This window comes from Streptomyces flaveolus (assembly GCF_000716535.1).
Classification (GTDB): Bacteria; Actinomycetota; Actinomycetes; order Streptomycetales; family Streptomycetaceae; genus Streptomyces; species Streptomyces flaveolus_A.
Genome location: NZ_JNWV01000050.1, coordinates 1 through 22,685, shown reverse-complemented (window position 1 = coordinate 22,685; position 22,685 = coordinate 1). Strand labels below are relative to the sequence as shown.

At 71.6% G+C, this 22,685-nt stretch carries 19 protein-coding genes and 2 pseudogenes; 8 read left to right on the top strand and 13 right to left on the bottom strand.

The features are described 5' to 3' along the window. The first annotated feature begins 49 nt into the window (after nt 1-49). Nucleotides 50-1,075, top strand: a complete 1,026-nt coding sequence (locus OO52_RS39975; RefSeq protein ID WP_030656205.1) for an ATP-dependent 6-phosphofructokinase — start codon at nt 50-52, stop codon at nt 1,073-1,075. A gap of 6 nt (nt 1,076-1,081) precedes the next feature. Here OO52_RS39975 and OO52_RS39970 read toward each other — a convergent pair whose 3' ends face one another. The 6 genes and pseudogenes from OO52_RS39970 to OO52_RS39945 form a co-directional block, all read right to left on the bottom strand. Next, nucleotides 1,082-1,771, bottom strand: a complete 690-nt coding sequence (locus OO52_RS39970; RefSeq protein WP_234339929.1) for an XRE family transcriptional regulator — start codon at nt 1,769-1,771, stop codon at nt 1,082-1,084. Between the two features lie 142 nt (nt 1,772-1,913). After that, nucleotides 1,914-2,741, bottom strand: a complete 828-nt coding sequence (locus OO52_RS39965) for a carbohydrate ABC transporter permease (protein WP_030656209.1) — start codon at nt 2,739-2,741, stop codon at nt 1,914-1,916. Continuing rightward, nucleotides 2,741-3,604, bottom strand: a complete 864-nt coding sequence (locus OO52_RS39960; protein WP_030656210.1) for a carbohydrate ABC transporter permease — start codon at nt 3,602-3,604, stop codon at nt 2,741-2,743. Before OO52_RS39960 ends, OO52_RS39965 begins: the two co-directional genes overlap by 1 nt. Further along, nucleotides 3,601-4,992 carry an extracellular solute-binding protein gene (locus OO52_RS39955; protein WP_030656212.1) on the bottom strand — a complete coding sequence of 464 codons (1,392 nt, stop codon included), beginning with the start codon at nt 4,990-4,992 and terminating at the stop codon, nt 3,601-3,603. The genes OO52_RS39960 and OO52_RS39955 overlap by 4 nt, the downstream gene beginning before the upstream one ends. 106 nt (nt 4,993-5,098) lie before the next feature. Beyond that, nucleotides 5,099-5,290, bottom strand: a complete 192-nt coding sequence (locus OO52_RS39950) for a hypothetical protein (protein ID WP_030656213.1) — start codon at nt 5,288-5,290, stop codon at nt 5,099-5,101. Nucleotides 5,291-5,307: 17 nt separating this feature from the next. Then, nucleotides 5,308-6,166, bottom strand: a pseudogene (locus tag OO52_RS39945) (helix-turn-helix domain-containing protein). Between the two features lie 214 nt (nt 6,167-6,380). Here OO52_RS39945 and OO52_RS39940 point away from each other — a divergent pair. Continuing rightward, on the top strand, nt 6,381-6,881 hold the full coding sequence (locus OO52_RS39940) for an ATP-binding protein (protein WP_030940071.1): 501 nt from the start codon (nt 6,381-6,383) through the stop codon (nt 6,879-6,881). Nucleotides 6,882-7,114: 233 nt separating this feature from the next. Here the strand turns inward: OO52_RS39940 and OO52_RS39935 are convergent, their stop codons facing one another. Together OO52_RS39935 and OO52_RS39930 are read right to left on the bottom strand one after the other, a co-directional pair. Next, on the bottom strand, nt 7,115-7,810 hold the full coding sequence (locus OO52_RS39935; RefSeq protein WP_030658827.1) for a response regulator: 696 nt from the start codon (nt 7,808-7,810) through the stop codon (nt 7,115-7,117). Continuing rightward, nucleotides 7,807-9,426 (bottom strand): sensor histidine kinase, encoded by a 1,620-nt coding sequence (locus OO52_RS39930; protein ID WP_030658829.1) that lies wholly within the window; start codon nt 9,424-9,426, stop codon nt 7,807-7,809. The genes OO52_RS39935 and OO52_RS39930 overlap by 4 nt, the downstream gene beginning before the upstream one ends. A 153-nt stretch (nt 9,427-9,579) precedes the next feature. Here OO52_RS39930 and OO52_RS39925 point away from each other — a divergent pair, with 153 nt between their 5' ends. After that, entirely contained in the window at nt 9,580-10,968 is a 1,389-nt protein-coding gene (locus OO52_RS39925) for a cation:dicarboxylate symporter family transporter (RefSeq protein WP_030658831.1), read from the top strand. Nucleotides 10,969-11,106: 138 nt separating this feature from the next. Here OO52_RS39925 and OO52_RS39920 read toward each other — a convergent pair whose 3' ends face one another. Then, the gene (locus tag OO52_RS39920; protein ID WP_030658833.1) at nt 11,107-11,721 is read right to left on the bottom strand and encodes a TetR/AcrR family transcriptional regulator; all 615 of its coding nucleotides are present in this window, start codon (nt 11,719-11,721) and stop codon (nt 11,107-11,109) included. Nucleotides 11,722-11,859: 138 nt separating this feature from the next. Between OO52_RS39920 and OO52_RS39915 the strand changes: the two genes are divergently transcribed. From OO52_RS39915 to OO52_RS39895, 5 genes are all read left to right on the top strand, one after another. Beyond that, complete coding sequence (locus OO52_RS39915) at nt 11,860-13,533, top strand: MFS transporter (RefSeq protein WP_030658835.1); 1,674 nt, start codon at nt 11,860-11,862, stop codon at nt 13,531-13,533. A 109-nt stretch (nt 13,534-13,642) separates the two neighbouring features. Then, the gene (locus OO52_RS39910) at nt 13,643-14,410 is read left to right on the top strand and encodes a DUF2127 domain-containing protein (protein WP_030658837.1); all 768 of its coding nucleotides are present in this window, start codon (nt 13,643-13,645) and stop codon (nt 14,408-14,410) included. Nucleotides 14,411-14,459: 49 nt separating this feature from the next. Continuing rightward, nucleotides 14,460-14,888, top strand: a complete 429-nt coding sequence (locus OO52_RS39905; protein WP_030658842.1) for a MerR family transcriptional regulator — start codon at nt 14,460-14,462, stop codon at nt 14,886-14,888. Then, nucleotides 14,885-15,217 carry a thioredoxin gene (gene trxA / locus OO52_RS39900; protein WP_030658844.1) on the top strand — a complete coding sequence of 111 codons (333 nt, stop codon included), beginning with the start codon at nt 14,885-14,887 and terminating at the stop codon, nt 15,215-15,217. The genes OO52_RS39905 and trxA overlap by 4 nt, the downstream gene beginning before the upstream one ends. A gap of 168 nt (nt 15,218-15,385) precedes the next feature. After that, complete coding sequence (locus OO52_RS39895) at nt 15,386-17,617, top strand: HelD family protein (protein WP_030658845.1); 2,232 nt, start codon at nt 15,386-15,388, stop codon at nt 17,615-17,617. A 65-nt stretch (nt 17,618-17,682) separates the two neighbouring features. On the opposite strand, the gene OO52_RS39890 is transcribed toward OO52_RS39895, so the two are convergent. From OO52_RS39890 to OO52_RS39875, 4 genes and pseudogenes are all read right to left on the bottom strand, one after another. After that, nucleotides 17,683-18,174, bottom strand: coding sequence for a lipoprotein (locus OO52_RS39890; RefSeq protein WP_030658847.1), 492 nt, complete (start codon nt 18,172-18,174; stop codon nt 17,683-17,685). A gap of 67 nt (nt 18,175-18,241) precedes the next feature. Continuing rightward, nucleotides 18,242-20,482 (bottom strand): 1,4-alpha-glucan branching enzyme, encoded by a 2,241-nt coding sequence (gene glgB, locus OO52_RS39885; RefSeq protein ID WP_420711456.1) that lies wholly within the window; start codon nt 20,480-20,482, stop codon nt 18,242-18,244. Between the two features lie 137 nt (nt 20,483-20,619). Further along, nucleotides 20,620-22,014, bottom strand: a complete 1,395-nt coding sequence (locus tag OO52_RS39880; RefSeq protein WP_030658850.1) for a maltokinase N-terminal cap-like domain-containing protein — start codon at nt 22,012-22,014, stop codon at nt 20,620-20,622. 97 nt (nt 22,015-22,111) lie between these two features. Further along, nucleotides 22,112-22,685 (bottom strand): annotated as a pseudogene (locus OO52_RS39875) (alpha-amylase family glycosyl hydrolase); the annotation flags it as partial.

Below are 22,685 nucleotides of genomic sequence, written 5' to 3'. Positions count from 1 at the left end.
AATCGACAGCGGCTCACCGGCACCGACAGCGAGCAGGAGACACAGCACGATGCGCATCGGAGTTCTCACCGCAGGCGGCGACTGCCCCGGCCTGAACGCCGTGATCCGGTCGGTCGTGCACCGGGCGGTGGCGCAGTACGGCGACGAGGTCATCGGTTTCGAGGACGGTTACCGGGGTCTGCTCGACCGCCACTACCGCACCCTCGACCTGGACGCGGTCAGCGGCATCCTGGCCCGCGGCGGCACCATCCTCGGCTCCTCCCGGCTGGAGCGCGACCGGCTGCGCGAGGCCTGCGAGCGGGCAACCGACATGGTCGAGGAGTTCGGCATCGACGCGCTGATCCCGATCGGCGGCGAAGGCACCCTGACGGCCGCCCGGATGCTCTCCGACGCCGGCCTCCCGGTCGTCGGCGTGCCGAAGACCATCGACAACGACATCTCCTCCACCGACCGCACCTTCGGCTTCGACACGGCCGTCGGCGTGGCCTCCGAGGCGATGGACCGCCTGAAGACCACGGCCGAGTCCCACCAGCGGGTGATGGTGGTCGAGGTCATGGGCCGGCACGCCGGCTGGATCGCCCTGGAGTCCGGCATGGCCGCCGGCGCCCACGGCATCTGCCTGCCCGAGCGGCCCTTCGACCCCGCCGACCTGGTCAAGATGGTCGAGGAGCGGTTCGCCCGCGGCAAGAAGTTCGCCGTCATCTGCGTCGCCGAGGGCGCCCACCCCCTGGACGGCACCATGGACTACGGCAAGGGCGATATCGACCAGTACGGCCACGAGCGCTTCCAGGGCATCGGCACCGCGCTGGCGTACGAGCTGGAGCGGCGCCTGGGCAAGGAGGCCAAGCCGGTCATCCTCGGCCACGTCCAGCGCGGCGGCGTCCCCACCGCGTACGACCGGGTCCTCGCCACCCGCTTCGGCTGGCACGCCGTCGAGGCCGCCCACCGGGGCGATTTCGGCAGGATGACCGCGCTGCGCGGCACCGACATCGTGATGGTGCCCCTCGCGGAGGCCGTCACCGAGCTGAAGACCGTGCCGAAGGACCGGATGGACGAGGCGGAGTCGGTCTTCTAGAACTCCTCAAGGGCTCCTGGTCTCCACGCCCTTCCAGAAGGTGTCCACGATCCGGTCGAGGAACTCCTGGCCGGACGCGCCGGCGCTCGTGCTGCCGCCACCCCAGCTGAGGGTGGCGGCCATGTGCCCCTGGTAGTCCTGGTGCAGTTCCTGGAGCACGGCTTCGAGGACGCCGGTGTCCACCGGGGCCAGTTTCCGCACCGGCCGCACATAGGCCTGCCAGCGGGTGGTCACCGCGCTGTGCAGCAGGTCGGCGAGTTTCGCCTCACGGCCGGTGACGGCGACGAAGTCGGGCAGCGCGAGATCGAGGACCTGGGCGAGCGCGGCCGACTGGCGTTCGTTGCCGCGCCACTGACCGCTGTCCTCCATGCGCAGATACCCGCGCAGGTCCATGCCGACGGCGCGGGCCACGTCCTCGGCCGCGACGGCCCGGGCGACGCGATGCTCGCGCAGGGTCCGCGGGCGGCCGAGGAGTTCTCCCGGAGAACACCACAGCACGCCCGCGAGAGCGGTCAGTTCCGCATTGCCCGGGGTGACGACACCGCGTTCCCAGGCGATCACCAGATCGGGTGTGACGTACGGCAGCCCGTACGAGGCCCGCATGCCGTACGCGACGTGCTCGGGGCCCATGCCGAGCGCGGCGCGCAGCCGGCGGGCCGCGGGGGCGCTGAACGGAGGAGCTGGGGGTTGGCGCACCCGGCACAAGCTAGGGGTGCGGTGACCGGATGGCTACGGTCCGTTCGGCCAGGATCACGGATTGTCGGAACGCACAGTTCCGGCCGTTCGGCAGGCAACGGACGGAACACCTCCCCGGCTCACGCGTCGACCGCCTTCCGGTTCAGCCCTTGACCGCGCCGCCGAGCGCGAACCCGCCGCCCAGCCGCCGGGCCACCAGGACGTACAGCAGGATCACCGGCGTCGAGTAGATCACCGAGAACGCGGCGAGCTGGCCGTACGCCACCATGCCCCGGTTGCCGAAGAAGTCGTTGATGCTCACCGAGGCCGGCATCTGCTCCGGGGTGAGCAGCAGCATGAACGGGACGAAGAAGTTCCCCCACATCATCACGAACGAGAACACGGTCACGACGGCGAGCCCCGGCCCCATCAGCGGCAGCACGATCCGGACGAGGGACTGGGCCGCCGAGGCCCCGTCCGTCCAGGCCGCCTCCTCCAGCTCCGTCGGCACGCCGTCCATGAAGTTCTTCATCAGCCAGATCGCGAAGGGCAGTTGGGAGGCGGCGAAGAAGAGGATCGTGCCCTGGAGGGTGTCGATGAGGTTCACCCGGACGAACAGGGCGTACACCGGCACCATGATCGCCGTGATGGGCAGGCTCGTCGCGAACAGGATCGTCAGCAGGAACGGCCGGTTCAGCCGGGACCGGAACCGGGACAGCGGATACGCGGCGAGGGCGGCGCAGCCGACGGTCAGCGCCGTGGCGCCCCCGCACAGGATGAGGCTGTTGAGCAGCGGGGTGTAGGTGATGTCGGGAGTCAGGATCGCGTGGAAGTTGGCCAGGGTGAGGCCGTCCGGGACCTTGACCCGCAGGCCGGCGTGCGGGTCCACGGCGGACAGCAGCACCCAGGCGAGGGGCAGCGCGAAGGCGGCGGCCACCGCCAGCAGCGCGACATCGGCGGCGAGCCGCCGGGAGGCACGGTTCCGGGCCATCAGACCTCCGTCCGCAGCAGCCGCAGATAGACGACGGAGAACAGGGAGCCGACGACCAGCAGGAGCAGGGCGACCGCGGTGCCGTACCCGATCATGCTGTTCTGGAACGCCTGCTCGTACATGAACAGCGGCAGCGTCTGGCTCCGGTCGCCCGGCCCGCCCCGGGTCATCACCCAGATCAGGCCGAAGACGGAGAGCGTCTGAAGGGTGTTGAGCATGAGGTTGGTGCCGATGGAGCGCCGGATCATCGGCAGCGTGACGTGCCACAGCCGCCGCCAGCCGCCGGCGCCGTCCACCTCGGCGGCCTCCATGATCTCGGCGGGAATCTCGTCCAGCGCGGCGGAGTACACGAGCATCGAGAACGCCGTCCCGCGCCAGACGTTGGCGAAGGACACCGCGAGGATGGGCAGTGTGAACAGCCAGTTCTGGCGGGGCAGGTGGAGCCAGTCCAGGATCGCGTTCAGGGTGCCCTCGCGCCGGAAGAACGCGTAGAGCAGGAACCCGGCGACGACCTCCGGCAGCACCCACGCCGTGACGACGACCGCGCCGGTGAGGGTGCGGACGGGCTTCGACGCACGCTTCATCAGCGCGGCCAGCGCCAGCCCCAGCGTGTTCTGCCCGACGAGCGAGGACAGCACCGTGAACACCAGGGTGAGCCAGACGGCGTTCACGAACGCGTCGTCCCGGAACGCCCGGCGGAAGTTGGCGAAGCCCACGAAGGAGGAGTGGGCCTGGCCGGTCAGCTGGAGGTCGGTGAAGGCGATCCAGACGCAGTAGGCGATCGGCCCGGCGAGGAACAGCAGCAGCAGGATCAGGGCGGGGGCGACCGGAAGGACCCGGACGGCCGGGTTCCGGCGCCTCACTTCCGGACCACTTGGCCGCCGGTGACGTCCTTGAGCGTGGCGTCGTACTCGCTCGCCGCCTTCTCCACGGACAGGTCACCGGTCGTGACCCCCTCCATGGCCTCCTGCACGGCCGTCGACACCCTCGGGTACGCCGGGTACGCGGGCCGGTAGTGGGTGCTCGCCACCAGGTCGGTGAAGAACTTGATGCCGGGCTGGGCGCCGACGTACTTCGGATCGGCGGCGACGTCCTTGCGTACGGCGATGCCGGAGTTGGCGATGTACCACTTGCGGGCGTTGTCCTTCGTCTGCATCGTCCGGACGAAGTCGAAGGCGAGGTCGGGATTGGCCGCCTTGGCCGGGATGGACCAGGTCCAGCCGCCGGACATGCTCACCTTGCCGGGCGCCTGCCCGGCTTGCGTCGGCATGGCCGCGAGCCCCAGTTGCCTGGACCAGTCCGGCCACTCGTGCCCGCTGCCCGGCAGCCAGGCCTGCGGCAGCCAGGAGCCGTCGAGGGCGATGCCGAGTTTGCCCTGGGGGAGGAGCTCGCCGTTGACGGTGGTGTTGAAGTTCGGGTCGAGGGCGTCGGACACCTCGGGCCCGAGCTTGTCCCGGTAGACGGTCTCGACGAACTTCAGCGAGTCCTTGAAGCCTTGGGACTCGGTGATCCACTTCTTGCTGCCGCTGTCGTACAGGGGATCCTGGCTGCCGTCGCCCGTGCCGTACAGGAGCATCTCGAAGCCCTGCATGGTGGCCCGCTCGCCGGCCGGCTTGCCGGTGTAGACGTTGAGCGGGATGACGCCGGGGACCTTCCGCTTGATGGTGCGGGCGGCGGTGAGGATGTCGTCCCAGGTCTTCGGCTGCCAGTCCAGCGGCAGCCCGGCTTTCTTGAACACCCGCTTGTCGAACCACAGCCCGCGGGTGTCGGTCCCGTCCGGGACGCCGTACGTCTTCCCGTCCTGGCCCTTGGCCGCCGCCTTCGCGGTGTCGATGAACTGGCGCCAGTCCGGCCACTTGGCGAGGTAGGGGTCGAGCGGCTTCAAGTACCCGCTGGTGATGTCGGAGTTGATGAGGAAGGTGTCCTCGTAGACCAGGTCCGGGGCGGTCCTCGGCGAGCGCAGCATCTGCTGGAGCTTGGTGTAGTACTCCGAGTCCGGCGCCTTGATCGGCACGAACTCGACCTTCTTGCCGGGGTACTGGTGCTCGAACTGCTTCTTGATCCCGGCGAGGTAGGTGTCCATCACCTTGACGGAGTTGTCGGTGGACTGCTTGTACGACACCTTGATCGTGTCCGGGCTGCTGCCGGAACCACTGCCGCACGCGGTGAGGGCGGTGGCGGCGAGGGCGGCGGTGAGGAGGAGGGGGAGGGGGAGGCGACGGGAGCGGGCGGCGGAGAGGCGCACGGGCATGACCTCCTGAGCACACGTGGGGGTGGCGCGGAGATGACTGCCGTGTGAAGGTAAGAGGAGTGGTCTAGTCAGGTCAATGTGTCTGCGGGGATTGATCCTCGGCGGACTACAGGAGATGGTCCGCCTTGCCGGCCTTGATGTCCCGGATGAGGGCGCGGAGGGCTTCGCGGGAGTCGGTGAGGTAGTGGTCCTCCTGACCGGAGACGGCAATGTAGGCGTTGCCTTGGGGGTCGGTGCCTATGCGGAAGCAGTTGTTGCCTTCGGCGCAGAAGGGTTCTTCCCAAGTGATGTCGGACATGGTGTTCCTCCCCGGGGTCAGAGTTGGCGGGCGATGGCGTGGATGAGTTCCCGTGAGTCATCCGGACTCAGCGTGTGGGCGTGCCACCAGTCCATGTGGGCTCGGTACTTGGCCAGCTGAGCCTCGGAGTGGTTGAACTCGCCGCCGTGGGCGGAGTCCAGTTGCACGGTGTCGAGCTGGGGAACGGCTCCGTGGGCGTAGAGCACCGCGTGTCCCGCGCCGGGGAAGGCGCCGGCCTCCACGGGGAGCACGCGGATCTCGATGTTGGGGCGCTCGGAGACCGCGCAGATGTGCAGAAGCTGCTCGCGCATGGCACGGCGTCCGCCGAACTGCATGCGCAGGGCCCACTCGTGCACGTACGCGACGTAGTTGACGGGCGCCGGCTGCTCGCGGTCGAGCACCTGTTGCCGCCGCAGGCGCTGTACGACACGGAGTTCGACCTCTGAGGAGGGCAGCGGCGGTAGCGCGGCGGCGAAGATGGCACGGGCGTACTCGGAGAGTTGCAGCAGGCCGGGGATGTGTACGGTCTGATAGCTCCGCAGCCGCGTGGCGAACCACTCCAACTCGGCTACGTCCAGGAGGCCTTGGGGGGAGCGCGCCTTTGAACTGCTGCCACCAGCCCTTCTGGCCTGTGTCGGCCATGGCGGCCAGCGCCTCGACGTACGCCTCGTCCGCGCAGTCGTAATTGCTGGCGAGTATCCGGACCCGTTCCGGTGAGGTGGCGCGGACTCCCGACTCCATGTTGGACACCTTCGTGCGGTCCAGTCCCAGCAGCCCGGCGGCGTACTCCGTGGTCCGCCCGGCCGCGAGTCGCATCCTGCGCAGTTCGGCGCCCAGGCGTCTCTGACGTTCCGTCGGCGCGGGCCTTGTCGGCATCGATGCCCCTTCCCGGCGAGTCGGAGCCAGTGTGCACTGCGTGGGGGTGCGGGTCCAATTCCAGGGCGGCAATGAATGGAAGTAGGTGGCACGTGTGCCACTGCGATGCCTACAGTTGGTGACGAGCCGCTTACAGCGAGACAGGCCACGGGTGCCCGTCGAGTCGTCGGCTCGTTCGCAACCACCCTCACCCGTACCTGTCTAAGGAGTCACCGTGTCCGCGCCCGTCACCGTCTCGGCCTGTCGGCTCTCCACCGGCGAGCTGCAGGCACCGCCACCGGCTCCCGCCGCGCTCGCCTACAGCCTGACGCTGCCCGCCGGACCTACCAGCCCCCGCGTCGCCCGAGCGGCAGCCCGAGTCGTCCTGCATACGCACGGGCTGGCCGACATGACGGACGCGGTGGTCCAGGTGGTGGCCGAACTGGTCGCCTGCGCCTGGAAGTTCACCCCCGACAGTGAGGTGTACCTGTCCCTGCGGTACCGGGACGGCGACGTACGGGTGATCGTCTACGACGGACACCCCCGGCACACCCATCCCCGGCTGGCAGCGGCCTGCGACACGCGGAGGCGGGCGGCGCTGCGCGTGCTCGGGTGCGTGGTGCGGGCGTGTGACGGGGAGTGGGGCTTCGGAGAAGCGCGGGAGCCCGGGGGCGGGACGCGGATGTGGGCGGTGGTGCCGTGGCGGGGGGCCCGGGGGTATGCGGGGGCGGGGTGAGGCGGGCTGTCAGTCCAAGAGTTCGGCGGTGCGGGACTCGTGGGCGAGGGCCAGCCTGTGAAGGGTCTGTCCCTCGCCGTACCAGTCCTCGAACAGGTGTCGATGGCCCCTCCACCCGGCCCGCCGACGTCAGGGCGAGACCGAGGCCGTCCCGTGCGCTGGCCTCGCGGCGGCGTACGCCCGTCGCGCGGCCAGGTTTCTGCCCCGCACGGCACGGGTGGGCCCGCCCGCTCTCACCGCCCCTGCGGAACCCACCGGTACACCAGCTCCGGCCTCCCCACCTGCCCGTACAGCGGACTGCGGCCGGCCCGTCCCGCCTCCACCAGGTGCTCCAGGTAACGGCGCGCGGTGATCCGGGAGATGCCCACCGCCTCGGCCACTCCGGCCGCCGTCAGCCCCTGCGAAGACGCCTCCCGCAGAGCGGACGTCACCCGTTCCAGCGTCGGTCCGCTCAACCCCTTCGGCAGGGCCGCCGGCGACGGGGCGCGCAGGGTCGCCAGCGCGCGGTCCACCTCGTCCTGGCCGCTTGCCTCGCCCACCGCCGCGTGGAACTCGGCGTAACGGACCAGCCGATCCCTCAATGTCGCGAAGGTGAACGGCTTCAGGACGTACTGGACGACGCCCAGGGAGACTCCCTCCCGCACCACCGCCAGGTCCCGCGCCGACGTCACCGCTATCACGTCCGCGTGATAGCCGGCGGCCCGGAGGGAGCGAGCCAGTTGCAGGCCGTGCACATCCGGCAGGTGGAGGTCCAGCAGCAGCAGGTCCACCGCCGTGCGGTCCAGGATGCGGCGCGCCTCCGCGCCCGTGTGGGCCTTCCCGACCGCGACGAACCCCGGTACCCGGCCGACGTACATCACGTGCGCGTCCGCGGCCACCGGGTCGTCCTCGACGACGAGGACGCGGATGGGCTGCTGCTCGTTCGTCATCCGGCGCCACCCGTGGACGTGCGCAACGGCAACCGCACCTCGAACACCGCTCCGCCCTCCTCCGCCTCGGCCACCGTCAACGTGCCGTCGTGGCGGTTCACCGCCTGCCGGACAAGGGCCAGCCCGAGTCCCCGCCCGCCGGGTTCGGCCGGCTTCGTGGAGAAGCCTCGCTGGAACACCAGGTCGGCATGGGCGGGGTCGACCCCCGGGCCGGTGTCCGAGACGCGGAGCACCACTTCGGCGGCCGTAGCGTACGCCGTCACCGTCACCCGGGCCCGCACGCTGCCCTGCGCCGCGTCCACCGCGTTGTCGATCAGGTTGCCGAGGATGGTCACCAGGTCGCGGGCGGACAGGCTCTCCGGGAGCAGGCCGTCGTCCAGCCGGCTGTCCGGTGAGACCACCAGCTCCACGCCCCGCTCGTTCGCCTGCGCGGTCTTGCCCAGCAGCAGCGCGGCCAGCACCGGCTCGCTGACCGCCGCCACCACCTGGTCGGTCAGGGCCTGCGCCAGCTCCAGCTCGGCCGTGGCGAACTCCACGGCCTCCTCGGCCCGGCCCAACTCGATCAGGGAGACGACCGTGTGCAGGCGGTTCGCGGCCTCGTGCGCCTGCGAGCGCAGCGCCTGGGTGAAGCCCCGCTCCGAGTCCAACTCGCCCATGAGGGACTGGAGTTCGGTGACGTCCCGGAGCGTCACGACCGTGCCCCGGTGTTCGCCGCCCGACACCGGGGACGTGTTCACCACCAGCACCCGGGACGCCGTCAGGTGCACCCCGTCCACCCGGGGCTCCGAGGACAGCAGGGCGCCCGTCAGCGGGGCGGGCAGGCCCAGGTCGACCACCGAGCGGCCGACCACGTCCTCCTCCGGGCCGACGCCCAGCAGTTCCCGGCCGCCGTCGTTGATCAGTGCCACCCGGTACCGGCCGTCCAGCATCAGCAGCCCTTCGCGGACCGCGTGCAGCGCCGCCTGGTGGTAGTCGTGCATCCGGCTCAGCTCGGTGGCGTTCATGCCGTGGGTGTGGCGGCGAAGCCGGGCGTTGACCACGTACGTGCCGACCGCGCCCAGCAGCAGGGCCACGCCCGCCACCCCGAGCAGGGCCGCGACCTGGTCCTGGACCCGGGCGCTGATCGTCTCCACCTTGATGCCGGCGCTCACCAGGCCGACGATCCGGCCGTTGTCCGAGATGGGGGTCACGGCCCGGACGGACGGGCCGAGGGTGCCGGTGTAGGTCTCGGTGAAGGTGCGGCCGTGCTGGGCGGGGCCGATGTTGCCGAGGAAGCGTTTGCCGATCTGGTTCTTGTCGGGGTGGGTCCAGCGGATGCCGGACGGGTTCATGATCGTCACGAAGTCGACGTTGGCGTCCCGCATGACCTGGAGGGCGTACGGCTCCAGCCGGGCCGTGGGGTCGGGGGTGCGGATCGCCTCGCGGACCGAGGGGGAGTCGGCGATCGACCGGGCCACCGCCGTGGCCTGGCGGGCGGCGGCGTCCTCGGCCTGCCGCTGGTCGCTGACGTAGGTGAACAGCGCGTACCCGGCCACGACCACCGCTATCAGCACGGCCTGCATGGCGAACAGCTGGCCGGCCAGGCTCCGGGGCCGAGGGAGGGTGGGAACGCGCATGTCAGCAGTGTGCCTCTCCGGTCAGGCGTGAACTAAATGAACGGAAGGGTGACCGCCCTCACAGGCCGGGAGATAGTCACGGCATTCCCCTAAACGCCCGGACGTGAGCCGCACGCCGGTTGTTCACCGACGAAGACGTCAAGGAGGGCAGTCGTGGCCGCCAGCACTTCCGATACGGCACCTGCCGCACCCCGCGTGAAGCGGGACCGGACCCATTACCTGTACATCGCCGTCATCGTGGCGGTCGCGCTCGGCATCGCCGTGGGGCTGATCTGGCCCGATGCCGCGGTGGAGCTGAAGCCGCTGGGCACCGGGTTCGTCAACCTGATCAAGATGATGATCTCGCCGATCATCTTCTGCACGATCGTGCTCGGCATCGGTTCGGTGCGGAAGGCCGCCAAGGTCGGCGCTGTCGGCGGTATCGCCCTCGGCTACTTCCTCGTGATGTCGCTCGTCGCGCTCGCCATCGGGCTCGTCGTCGGCAACGTGCTGCACCCGGGGGACGGGCTGCACATCACCAACGCCATCAAGGCGACCGGGCACGACCAGGTGTCCCCGGACGCGCTGCCGCCCGTCGACTTCGTGCTGTCGATCATCCCCACCACGTTCGTCTCCGCCTTCACCGAGGGCCAGGTGCTCCAGACGCTGCTGGTGGCCCTGCTCGCCGGGTTCGCGCTCCAGGCCATGGGCTCGGCCGGACAGCCGGTGCTGCGCGGCATCGAGCACATCCAGCGGCTCGTCTTCCGCATCCTGGCCATGGTGATGTGGGCCGCGCCGATCGGTGCGTTCGGCGCCATCGCGGCGGTGGTCGGTTCGGCCGGCGTCGACGCGCTCAAGAGCCTCGCCGTGCTGATGCTCGGCTTCTACGTCACCTGCTTCCTGTTCGTCTTCATCGTGCTCGGCGCGCTGCTCCGGGTCGTCGCGGGTCTGAACGTCTTCTCCCTGTTCAAGTACCTCGCCCGGGAGTTCCTGCTGATCCTGTCGACCTCTTCGTCGGAGTCCGCGCTGCCGCGGCTGATCGCGAAGATGGAGCACCTGGGTGTCAGCCGGCCGGTCGTCGGCATCACCGTGCCGACCGGGTACTCGTTCAACCTGGACGGCACGATGATCTACATGACCATGGCGTCGCTGTACATCGCGGACGCGCTGGGCACGCCGATGTCGGTCGGCGAGCAGATCCCGCTGCTCCTCTTCCTGCTGCTGGCGTCCAAGGGCGCCGCCGGTGTCAGCGGCGCGGGCCTCGCCACCCTGGCCGGCGGTCTGCAGTCGCACAAGCCGGCGCTGGTGGACGGGGTCGGGCTGATCGTCGGCATCGACCGGTTCATGAGCGAGGCGCGGGCGCTGACGAACTTCGCGGGCAACGCGGTCGCGACGGTGCTGGTCGGCACCTGGACCAAGGAGATCGACAAGACCCGGGTGCGGCAGGTGCTGGCCGGGGAGCTGCCGTTCGACGAGACCACGCTGCTGGACGAGGGCGCCGCCGGGGTGAAGGAGGTTCCCGAGCCTCGGGAGGACGGCGAGAAGGAACTCGCCAAGGCCTGATCCACCATGGAAGTGCCGGACGTCCGGCCCCGCCTGAACCCGGGCCGGGCGTTCGGGTCGCGCCGCCGGGCGGCTGAGGCTCCCCCGTAACTCAGCCGCCCGGCTTCTGCTTTTCTCCGGGAGATCCACCCCCGGGTGCTACGACACCCCGGCCACCAGCTCGGTGGCCCGTGAGGCGGGTACGCCCGCCGCGGTCAGGACGGCGACCGTGGCGGAGCGGCCCGCCTCCTCCGCTGCCAGGAGTCCGTCGTTCACCGCCTCCATCACCGCGAACAGCATCTGCTCGTGCACGTACGCGAGGGCCGGCGCGGGCAGCGGGGAGCTGAAGGCGCCTTCGTCCAGGCCGCGCTGGAGGAGGCGGATCTTGTTCTCGCGCAGGGGCGCGAGACGTTCGCGGATGCCCTGCACGGTGACCGTGCGCTGGGCCAGGGCGATCAGCAGCCGGTAGCGGTCGGCGACCGGCCACAGGGCGAGCACCGAGCGGGCCACGGCCTCCGCCGGGTCGGTCGCTCCGGCACGGGCCCGCGCGTCCGCGTCCGCCAGCGCCTCCACGGCTCCGTCCACCAGGGTGCTGATCAGCGCCTCCCGGTTGGGGAAGTGGCCGTAGACCGTCCGTCGCACGACCCCCGCCGCGCGTGCGATCTGGTCCATGGAGGCGTCCGGATCGCGCAGCAGTTCGGCGAGGGCGACGTCGAGGATGCGGCGCCGGTTGGCGTCGGCGCGGCTGGTGTTACCCGTGGTCATGGCGGTCATTGTCCCTCCCCGGAGGTTTGCCGGGCGTCTTCCGGTCGACTTGCACAGTGTTGTGCAGCGACGTACATTGCACATGGTTGTGCAATTGCACGCCGCTGTGCAAGTCCCGTCGCGTACCCGAGGAAGGCGACCCCTGCCATGCGACTCGTCATGACCGAACCGGTCGAAAGGACGGACCGCCCCTACGCCCGGCGGTGGTGGGCACTGCTGGTGCTCTGCCTCAGCCTGCTGATCATCGTGATGGCGAACACCGCCCTCACGGTCGCCGCGCCCGACATGACCGAGGACCTCGGGCTCTCCAGCGCCGACCTGCAATGGGTGATCGACGGCTACACCGTCCCCTACGCGGCGCTGATGCTGCTGCTCGGCGCGATCGGCGACAAGTACAGCCGGCGCGGGGCGCTCGTCCTCGGCCTGGTGGTGTTCGGCGGCGGCGCCGTCTTCGGGTACCTCGCCGACAGCGCGGCCACCGTCATCGCGGCGCGGGCCGTGATGGGCGTCGGCGCGGCGCTGATCATGCCGGCCACGCTCTCCCTGCTCGCCGCGACCTTCCCGCGCGCCGAGCGCGCCAAGGCCATCACGCTGTGGACCGCCACCGCAGGGCTCGCCATCGCCGCCGGCCCGGTGGTCGCCGGCGCCCTGCTGCGCGACCACGGCTGGTCCTCGACCTTCCTGATCAACGTGCCCGTCGCGGCCGTCGCGATCGTCGGCGCCTTCGTCCTCGTACCGCCGTCCCGGGCCGGTCACCACGACCGCGTCGACCACGTCGGCGGGCTGCTGTCGGTGCTCTGGACCGGCGCGCTCGTCTACATGATCATCGAGGGTCCGCACTTCGGCTGGGGCGTCAAGGCCGTCGCGGCGGCGGTGGCCGCGGGCGTCGGCCTGGTCGCCTTCGTGCTGTGGGAGCTGCGCCACCCGCGCCCGATCCTGGACGTGCGCCGCTTCGCCGGCCGCCGGTTCGCCGGCTCCAACCTCGCCGTCGCCCTGTTCTTCCTGGCCGTCTTCGGCGCCTTCTACTACCTCACCCAGCACCTCCAGTTCGTCCTCGGCTACGACGCCCTGGAGACCGGTGTGCGCATGCTGCCGCTCGCCGGCGCGGTCTTCGTCGGCTCGGCCCTGACCGGCTGGCTCACCCCGCGCGTCGGCATGAAGTGGACCGTCAGCGCGGGCATGGTCGGCGGTACGACCGCCCTCGCCCTGCTCACCCGGGTGGACGCGGGCTCCACCTACGGCGACTTCGTGGCGCCCCTGATCATCCTGGGCCTCGCCATCGGCCTCGCCCTGTCGCCCTGCACCGACGCCATCATGGGCGCGTTCCCGGAGTCCGAACTCGGCGTCGGCGGCGCCGTCAACGACACCTCGCTGGAACTGGGCGGCTCGCTCGGCATCGCCCTCCTCGGCTCGCTGCTCGCCACCTCCTACGGCGACCACCTGTCCGACGCCACCGCGGGCAGCAAGCTCCCGCCGAGCGCCCTGGACACCGCGCGGGACTCGGTCGGTGCCGGGTACGCCGTCGCCCAGGGCATCGGCGAGAAGGCGCAGCAGGCCGCCGCGCGTGCCCAGCAGGCCGGCGACCCGCAGCAGGCCGCGCAGCTCAAGCAGCAGGCCGGTGAGCTGGCCGTCGGCGCCCGGCAGATGGCCGACGCGGTGGGCTCCGCCTTCTCCGACGCCGTCGCGCACACCAGCCTGGTCGGCGCGGTGATCCTCGGTCTCGGCACCGTCCTGGTGGCCGTCCTGCTGCCGCGCCGCGAGGCCGGCACCACGGAGGCCGCGACCGAGGAGAAGGAGCTGGTGGACAGCGCCGCCGGCTGACCGACTCCTCCGCACGGCCGTCGACGTGCCGTTCCGGACCAACCGGAACGGCACGTTCGCGTACGGCGTCCCTACGGGTGGCGTCGGTACGAGTGTGGAGGCATGGGGGATGAAGATCGACTGGGACCGCAGGACCTGCGCGCGCAAGGGCCATGTGACCTACGCGCCCGACGACCCCCGGCTGCGGATCCGGCTCCACGCGCGGACCGCGCACGGGGACGTCTGGCGGTGCCTGCGCTGCGGTGACTTCGTGCTCGGCGAGCCGCACGGCTCGGGACCGGCCGCCGACGCGCCGCTGGTGCCGCGCGGCAAGGTGCTCCGGGACCTGTTCGTCCTCCGCTTCCTCGCCGTCGAGCGGGCCGTGCGCGGGGTGTTCATCGTGCTGGTCGCGGTCGCGGTGTGGAAGTTCAGCAACAGCCAGGACGCGGTGCGCCGCCTGTTCGACGAGTACCTGGACGTCTTCCGCCCGGTCTTCCGGCATTTCCACTACGACCTGGACCACTCGCCGGTCGTCGGCTCCGTGCAGAAGGCGTTCGGTTACCGGCACTCCACCTTGGTGCTGGTGGCCGGGCTGCTGTTGGCCTACGCGCTGATCGAGCTGATCGAGGCGGTCGGCCTCTGGTACGCCAAACGCTGGGCGGAGTACCTGACGGTGGTCGCGACGGCCGCCTTCCTGCCGCTGGAGATCTACGAACTCACCGAGCACGTCAGCTGGCTGAAGATCACCACCCTCGTGCTGAACATCCTCGCCGTCCTCTACATCGCCCTGGCCAAGCGGCTCTTCGGGCTGCGCGGCGGACGCCGGAAGTTCGAGGAGGAACGGCGCAGCGCCTCGCTGATGGAGGTGGAGGAGTCGGCGGGTCTGGCGCACGCCTAGGGCCTGTGGTCTTGCCTTGACGCCGACGTCAACCCCTACCGTCGTGGACATGCGCATCGGCGAGCTGGCCGCACGGGCCGGGACCACGACACGCACCCTGCGGTACTACGAGGCCCGGGGGCTGCTGCCGGCCCGGCGTGACGGCAACGGACACCGCACCTACGACGAGGACGACCTCAGGCTGCTGCGGCAGATCCGCACGCTGCAGGACTTCGGGTTCGACCTGGAGGAGACGCGGCCGTTCGTGGAGTGCCTGCGGGCCGGGCATCCGGAGGGCGACTCCTGTCCGGCCTCGCTCGTGGTCTACCGGCGCAAGCTGACCGAGCTGGACGCGCTCATCGGGCAGCTCACGGCGGTGCGCGAGACCGTCGCGGGGCAGCTCGCGCGCGCCGAGCGGGCGCGGGACGAGCTGTCCGCCGACGCGCTGGTTCCGGGGGGTCCGGAGCCTCTGTGCGAACTGGGAGGGCGGGAGCGATGACGAAGGCGGCGGGTGTGCCCGAGGTGGGGGACGCGGACTTCGAGAAGGAGGTGCTGGCATCGGACCGACCGGTGCTGGTGGAGTTCACGGCGGACTGGTGTCCGCCGTGCCGGCAGATGGCGCCGGTGCTGAGCGCCCTCGCCGCGGAGGAGGGGGAGCGGCTCAAGGTCGTCCAACTGAACGTGGACCACAATCCGGGGACCACGAACGCGTACAAGGTGCTGTCGATGCCGACGTTCATGGTGTTCCAGGGCGGTGAGCCCGTGCGGTCGATGGTGGGGGCCCGGCCCAAGCGACGCCTCCTGGAGGAGCTGGCCGACGTGCTGTAAAGCGGCCCCGCCCACAAAAAATCCCCTGAGCAATTGCGCTCGGGGGATTGCTGTGCGTATATTCAATGATTCGTGACTTCATTTCGGAGGGGTCACGAAGTAATTTACTGAGCACAGTATATCCGGGCGGGAGCGGAATTGTCAAACACCGACTTTCCAGACGATGAAATCCGGCACGAACAGGAATTCATCGACGGACTGTACGCGCGCGTGGACGTGCTGCGCGGCGAGGCCGAGACCTCCGTCGCCGACGCGCTCGCCCAGGGCGACAAGCCCATGCAGGCCCGCCTGGAGCGGGACATCCTCGTCGCCGAGCGCTCGGGGCTGCTCGCCGCGCTGAACGCCGTCGACGGCTCGCTCTGCTTCGGCCGGATCGACCTGACCGACGGCACCAAGCACCACATCGGCCGGATCGGGCTGCGCGAGGACGACGCCGAGCGCACGCCGGTCCTCGTCGACTGGCGGGCCGACGTCGCCCGTCCCTTCTACCTGGCCACCGGCCACACCCCGATGGGCCTGCGCCGCCGCCGGCACATCGCCTCCGAGGGCCGTACGGTCACCTCCCTGCACGACGAGATCCTCGACCTCGGCGACGCCACCCGCACCGGGCACGAGGACCCGAGCGGCGACGCCGTCCTGCTGGCCGCGCTGAATTCCGCCCGCACCGGCCGGATGAGCGACATCGTGCAGACCATCCAGGCCGACCAGGACCGCATCATCCGGGCGCCGCACCGGGGCGTGCTGGTCGTGGAGGGCGGCCCCGGCACCGGCAAGACCGCGGTCGCCCTGCACCGCGCGGCCTATCTGCTGTACGAGTACCGCGAACTGCTGGCCCGCCGCGCGGTCCTCATCGTCGGCCCGAACCCGGCCTTCCTCGGCTACATCGGCGAGGTGCTGCCCTCCCTCGGCGAGACCGGGGTGCTGCTGGCCACGGTCGGCGAGCTGTTCCCCGGCGTGAAGGCCACCGCCGCCGACACCCCCGAGGCCGCCGCCGTCAAGGGCCGCGCCGGCATGGCCGACGTGCTCGCCGCCGTCGTACGCGACCGGCAGGCCCTGCCCGACCCGGTCATCGCGATCGAGCACGACCGCGAGGTGCTCATGCTGGACGACGGCCTGGTGAACGTCGCCCGCGAGCGCACCCGCGCCGCCAAGCTGCCCCACAACGCCGCCCGCGAGTACTTCGAGGGGCACATCCTCAACACGCTCACCGAGCTGTACGCCGAGCGCGTGGGCACCGACCCCTACGACGGCAGCAGCCTGCTCGACCCCGCCGACATCACCCAGATCCGCGACGAACTCGCCGAGAACCCCGAGGTCTGGGACGCCATCGACCGGCTGTGGCCCCGGATCACCCCGCGGCGGCTGGTCGCCGACTTCCTCGCCGAGCCCGACGGCTACCTGCCGAAGGAGGACGCCGACGCGATCCGCCGCCCGGTGACCCGCGCCTGGACCGTCGCCGACGTCCCGCTGCTGGACGAGGCGGCCGAACTCCTCGGCGAGGACGACCGGGTGGCACGCGCCCGCGCCGAACGCGAACGCGAGACGCAGGTGGCCTACGCCCAGGGCGTCCTGGACGTCTCCTACGCCTCCCGGACCTACGAGTTCGAGGACAAGGAGGACGACGACCCGGAGGCCTCCGAGGTGCTGTCCGCGCACGACATCATCGACGCCGAGCGGTTCGCCGAGCGGCACGAGGAGGCCGACCACCGCAGCGCCGCCGAGCGGGCCGCCGCCGACCGCACCTGGGCGTTCGGGCACATCATCGTGGACGAGGCGCAGGAGCTGTCGCCGATGGCCTGGCGGCTGCTGATGCGGCGCAGCCCGACCCGCTCGATGACCCTGGTCGGCGACCCCGCCCAGACGGCCGAGGCGGCCGGCGTCGGCTCCTGGGCGGACATCCTCACGCCCTACGTCGAGGACCGCTGGGAGCACACCCGCCTCGGCGTCAACTACCGCACCCCCGCGGAGATCATGGACCTGGCGGCCGCCGTGGTCCGCGCCGAGGACCCGGACTTCGAACCGCCGAGCTCCGTCCGCTCCACCGGCGAACGCCCCTGGGTGCGGCGGGTGACCGACGACCTGCCCGGCGCGGTCGCCAAGGCGGTCGCCGAGCTCACCCCGGCGGAGGGCCGGCTCGCGGTGATCGCCCCGCGCGACCTGCACCGCGCCCTGGCCGCCCGCCTGGACGGCGTCACGGCCGGCGCCGAGCCCGACCTGACGCGGACGGTCGTCCTGCTCGACCCCCGGCAGTCCAAGGGCCTCGAATTCGACTCCGTCCTGGTGGTGGAGCCGGGCGCCTACGGCACGAGCGACCTGTACGTCGCCCTGACCCGGGCCACCCAGCGGCTCGGCGTGCTGCACACGGGGCCGCTGCCGGCGGGGCTGGCCGACACGGAATGACGCTGGGGACGGCGAGGGCCCGGGGCGGCAGCCGCCGGGCCCCCGCTCCCCCCGAACGCCTTTCCTCACGAGCCGGACGGGTCGCTTGCGTGCCGTTCCTCCGCGGTGCCGGGCGTCTTCCGCAGGTCCATGTCCCCGGCCGACGTCAGCCCCTTCTCGGGATGCGCTCGGAAGGCCGCCGTCCACGCCGTGGGCGGGCAGGAGCGGCCGTTCGGGTGCCGCTCGCCCAGCCGCGCCCGCGCGCTGTCCCGGACGACGACCCGGCCGTCCTTCCTGGACGTCACCGTGAGCCGCACCGGCACCGGGCCCGCGCCGATGTCGTCCGGCAGCCGCACCGACACCGTGGCGAGCGGGTCCCCGGGGTCGCCGGACGCCCGCTGCTCGCACGTGCCGTCCACGCACAGCCGTACCGTCACCGCGTCCCGCTGCTCGCCGAAGTCCGCGGGCCGCCACAGCACGGCGACGCCCGACTCCATGTCCGCCTGGGTGCACGCCCTGCCCTGAGCACAGCCCGTCAGGGCCGCCACCGTGCCCAGAGCCACCACGACCCGCCGCATGTCCTCCCCCTCCGCCCCACCGGGCGCCGAGCGTAGGCGCGGGGCGGGGCGGAGGGCAAAGGCCGGGTCAGGCCGGGCGCAACCACACCGTCGCCAGCGGGGGCAGGGTCAGCCGGATGCTCGCCGGGCGGCCGTGCCAGGGCTGGGGCTCGGGCTTGACGACGTCGGGGTGGGTGACGTCGCCGCCGCCGTAGCCGGCCGCGTCGGTGTTGAGGACCTCCACCCAGGCCGGCACCTCCTCCGGCACCCCGAGGCGGTAGTCGGGGCGGACCACCGGAGCGAGGTGGGAGACCGCGAGCAGCGGGGTGCCCTCGGCGTCGTGGCGCAGGAACGCGAAGACGTTGTCGTCCGCGGCGTCCCCGGTGATCCACTCGAAGCCCGCCGGGTCGGTGTCCCGCTGCCACAGCGCCGGGGTCGCCCGGTACACCGCGTTCAGATCCCGGACGAGGTCCCGCACGCCCCGGTGGTCCGCCTCCGCCCCGTACGCGGGGTCGAGCAGCCACCAGTCGGGGCCGTGCGCCTCGGACCACTCGGCGCCCTGGGCGAACTCCTGCCCCATGAAGAGGAGTTGCTTGCCCGGGTGGGCCCACATGAAGGCCAGGTAGGCGCGGAGGCCGGCGCGCTGCTGCCACCAGTCGCCGGGCATCTTCGACACCAGGGACCGCTTGCCGTGGACCACCTCGTCGTGGGAGATGGGCAGGACGTAGTTCTCGCTGTACGCGTACACCATCGAGAACGTCATCTCGTGGTGGTGGTACTTGCGGTGCACGGGGTCGTGGCTCATGTACTGGAGCGAGTCGTGCATCCAGCCCATGTTCCACTTCAGGCCGAAGCCGAGCCCGCCGAAGCCGCTCGGACCCCTGTGGTGGGTCGGCCGGGTCACGCCGTCCCAGGCCGTGGACTCCTCGGCGACGGTCACCACGCCCGGGCAGCGCCGGTACACGGTGGCGTTCATCTCCTGGAGGAAGGCCACCGCGTCCAGGTTCTCCCGGCCGCCGTGCTCGTTCGGCGTCCACTGGCCCGGCTCGCGCGAGTAGTCCAGGTAGAGCATCGAGGCGACCGCGTCCACGCGCAGCCCGTCGATGTGGAACTCCTCGCACCAGTACACCGCGTTCGCGACGAGGAAGTTGCGCACCTCGCGCCGGCCGAAGTCGAACTCCAGCGTGCCCCAGTCGGGATGGGCGGCCCGCAGCGGATCGTGGTGCTCGTACAGCGGCCGCCCGTCGAACTCCGCGAGCGCCCAGTCGTCGCGCGGGAAGTGCGCCGGCACCCAGTCCATCAGCACCCCGATGCCGGCCTGGTGCAGCTTGTCCACCAGGTACTTGAAGTCGTCGGGGGTGCCGAGCCGGGCCGTCGGGGCGTAGAAGCCGGTGACCTGGTAGCCCCAGGAGCCGCCGAAGGGATGCTCGGCGACCGGCATCAGCTCGACGTGGGTGAAGCCCAACTCCTTCACATAGGCCGGGAGTTGCTCGGCGAGCTGGCGGTAGGTCAGTCCGGGGCGCCAGGACGGCAGGTGCACCTCGTAGACCGAGAAGGGAGCCGCGTGCACCGGGGTGTCCGCCCGGTGCGCCAGCCACTCGTCGTCGCCCCACTCGTGGTGCGAGGCGTGCACGATCGAGGAGGTCGCGGGCGGGACCTCGGTACGGCGGGCCAGCGGGTCGGCCCGCTGGGTGCGCGAGCCGTCCGGGCGGGTGATCTCGAACTTGTACAGCTCGCCCTCACCTATCCCCGGCACGAACAGCTCCCAGACCCCGGTGCCGCCGAGCGAACGCATCGGGAAACCGGTGCCGTCCCAGAAGTTGAACCCGCCGGTGACCCGCACGCCCCGCGCGTTCGGCGCCCACACCGCGAACCGGGTGCCGGTGACGCCCTGGTGGGTCGTGACGTGCGCGCCCAGCGCCTGCCAGAGCTGCTCGTGCCGGCCCTCGCCGATCAGGTGCAGGTCCAGCTCGCCGAGCGTGGGCAGGAAGCGGTAGGCGTCCTCGGTCTCGTGCACCGTGCCGTCGTACGTCACCAGCAGCCGGTAGACGGGGACCTCGGTGAGCGGGAGCAGGCCGGAGAAGAAGCCGTCGCCGTCGTCGTGCAGCTCCGCCCGCAGCTCGCCCGAGACCACGGTGACCGCCCGCGCGTACGGGCGGAACGCCCGGAAGGCGACCCCGCCCGGCACCGGGTGCGCGCCCAGCACGGAGTGCGGATCGTGGTGGGTGCCGTGCAGCAGCCGTTCGCGGTCGCCGGCGTCGACGGCCGGGGACACGGCGACCTCGGCACGGGGCGCCGCTGCCTGCGGGGGAACCGCCACGGCGGGCACCGGCGCCGGCGGCGGGGTGTCCACGGCGGGCGGCGGCGCCTGCGCGGGGACCTCCTGCGCCGGCGGCTTCCGGGCGGCGGTCTTCTTCCTGGCCGCGGATTCCTTCTTGGCCTTGGATTCCTTGTGTCCCTTGGGGGTCACGGACGAGCCTCCTGGTCGGGCAGGGCGAGGCGGCGCACCGCGCTCAGCGGTACGGGGAGCCAGTCGGGCCGGTGCCGGGCCTCGTAGACGACCTCGTAGACCGCCTTGTCGGTCTCGTAGGCCCGCAGCAGCACCGGGTCGGTACGCGGATCGCGGCCGGCCACCTCCGCGTACCCGGAGCAGTAGGCGGCCCGGCAGGTGTGCGCCCAGTCCGGGGCGGGCGGGGTCGCCGAGTGGGCCGCGTAGTCGAAGGAGCGGAGCATCCCCGCGATGTCCCGCACCGGCGGCTGCGGCATGCGCCGCTCGGCCAGCGGCCGGGCCGGCTCGCCCTCGAAGTCGATCAGCGACCACGCGCCGGACGGCGAGCGCAGGCACTGGCCGAGGTGCAGATCGCCGTGGACGCGCTGGGCGGTCCAGGTGCGGCCCTCGGCGGCGAGCGTGCCGAGCGCCTCGTACGCCGAGCGCAGCCCGCGCTCGTACGGCCGCAGTGCCGGCACCGCCTGCACGGCCGCCGCCAGCCGCTCGGTCATGCCGTCGACCAGCGACTCCAGCTGGGCGTGGCCGAGGGTGACCGTCGGCAGGGCCCGGGCGAGCGCGGTGTGCACCTCGGCGGTGGCCCGGCCCAGCGCGCGGGCCTCGGCGGCGAAGTCCTCGCCCTTGGCCAGTTCGCGCAGCGCCAGCTCCCAGCCGTCGGCCGCGCCGCTCACGAACGGCTGGAGCACGGCCAGGACGTAGGTGTCCGCCGCCACGTCGGCGTGCAGCCAGGCCGTCGGCGCCGGCACCCGGGGACAGCCCTCGCGGGCCAGGGCGAGGGGGAGCTCCAGGTCGGGGTTGACGCCGGGCACCACCCGGCGCAACAGCTTCAGGATGAACGTATCTCCGTAGACCACCGACGAGTTGGACTGTTCGGCGGTCATCAGCCGGGCCACGAGGCCGGGCCGGATCTCCTGCGCCGGGTCCCGCTCGAAGCGCAGCCCGCCGATGCGGGCCTGGGTGCGCAGGGCCTCCAGGAGCACCTCGGCGGGCCGGGTGTCGTACAGGGCCTCGTACACCGTGCGTCCGGCGAGCGGGCCCTCCGTCACATGTCCGATCAGCGCGGGCGCCAGCCGGGGGGGCAGCGCCTCGCGCACGCCTATGAGGAGCTGGTAGCAGTCGCCGGGGTGCGGCGGGGCGCCGGGCACGGCGGGCTGGTGGACCCGCACCAGCAGGTGGTAGAGGCCCAGCCGGCCGTCGGGCGGCAGCAGTTCGGTGACGGACACGGGGGTGAACCCGGTGACCGGGCGCCCCTTGCCCGCGAACCAGCGCTGCCGGGGCAGCCAGGTGCGCAGCACGGGGTCGAGCGAGGCCAGGAGGGAACCGGTGGTGCCGGAAGAGGTGACCGTTTCCGCCATGGGCGTCACGTCCTTTCCCCGGGGGGCGTCGGGGTGTTACTGATGCGTGCCCCGGGTGGGACGGTGGAAACGCCGCACCGCCCCACCCGGGCCCGCGCTATACGGGTTCCCGCCGCAGCCGGAACCAGTAGAAGCCGTGTCCCGCGAGGGTGAGCAGGTACGGGTTCGACGACGGCAGCTCGGTGTAGGACCCCAGTCCGAAGGCAGGATTCTGCTTGCGGATCTCGATCATGCGGCGGGTCCAGTGCAGCAGGCTGGAGGGTGAGGCCATGGACGCCTCGACGTTGGTGACCTGGTAGCCGTAGACCGGGTCCATGATCGCGGGCAGGAACAGGCGTCCCGGGTCACAGGACGAGAAGCCCGCGTTGCGGTCGGGGGTCCACTGCATGGGGGTGCGGACGGCGTCGCGGTCGCCGAGCCAGATGTTGTCGCCCATGCCGATCTCGTCGCCGTAGTACAGGATCGGCGAGCCGGGCAGGGAGAGCAGCAGGGCGGTGAACAGCTCGATCTGGTTGCGGTCGTTGTCGAGCAGGGGCGCGAGGCGGCGGCGGATGCCGATGTTGGCGCGCATCCGCGGGTCCTTGGCGTACTCGGCCCACATGTAGTCGCGTTCCTCGTCGGTGACCATTTCGAGGGTCAGCTCGTCGTGGTTGCGCAGGAAGATGCCCCAC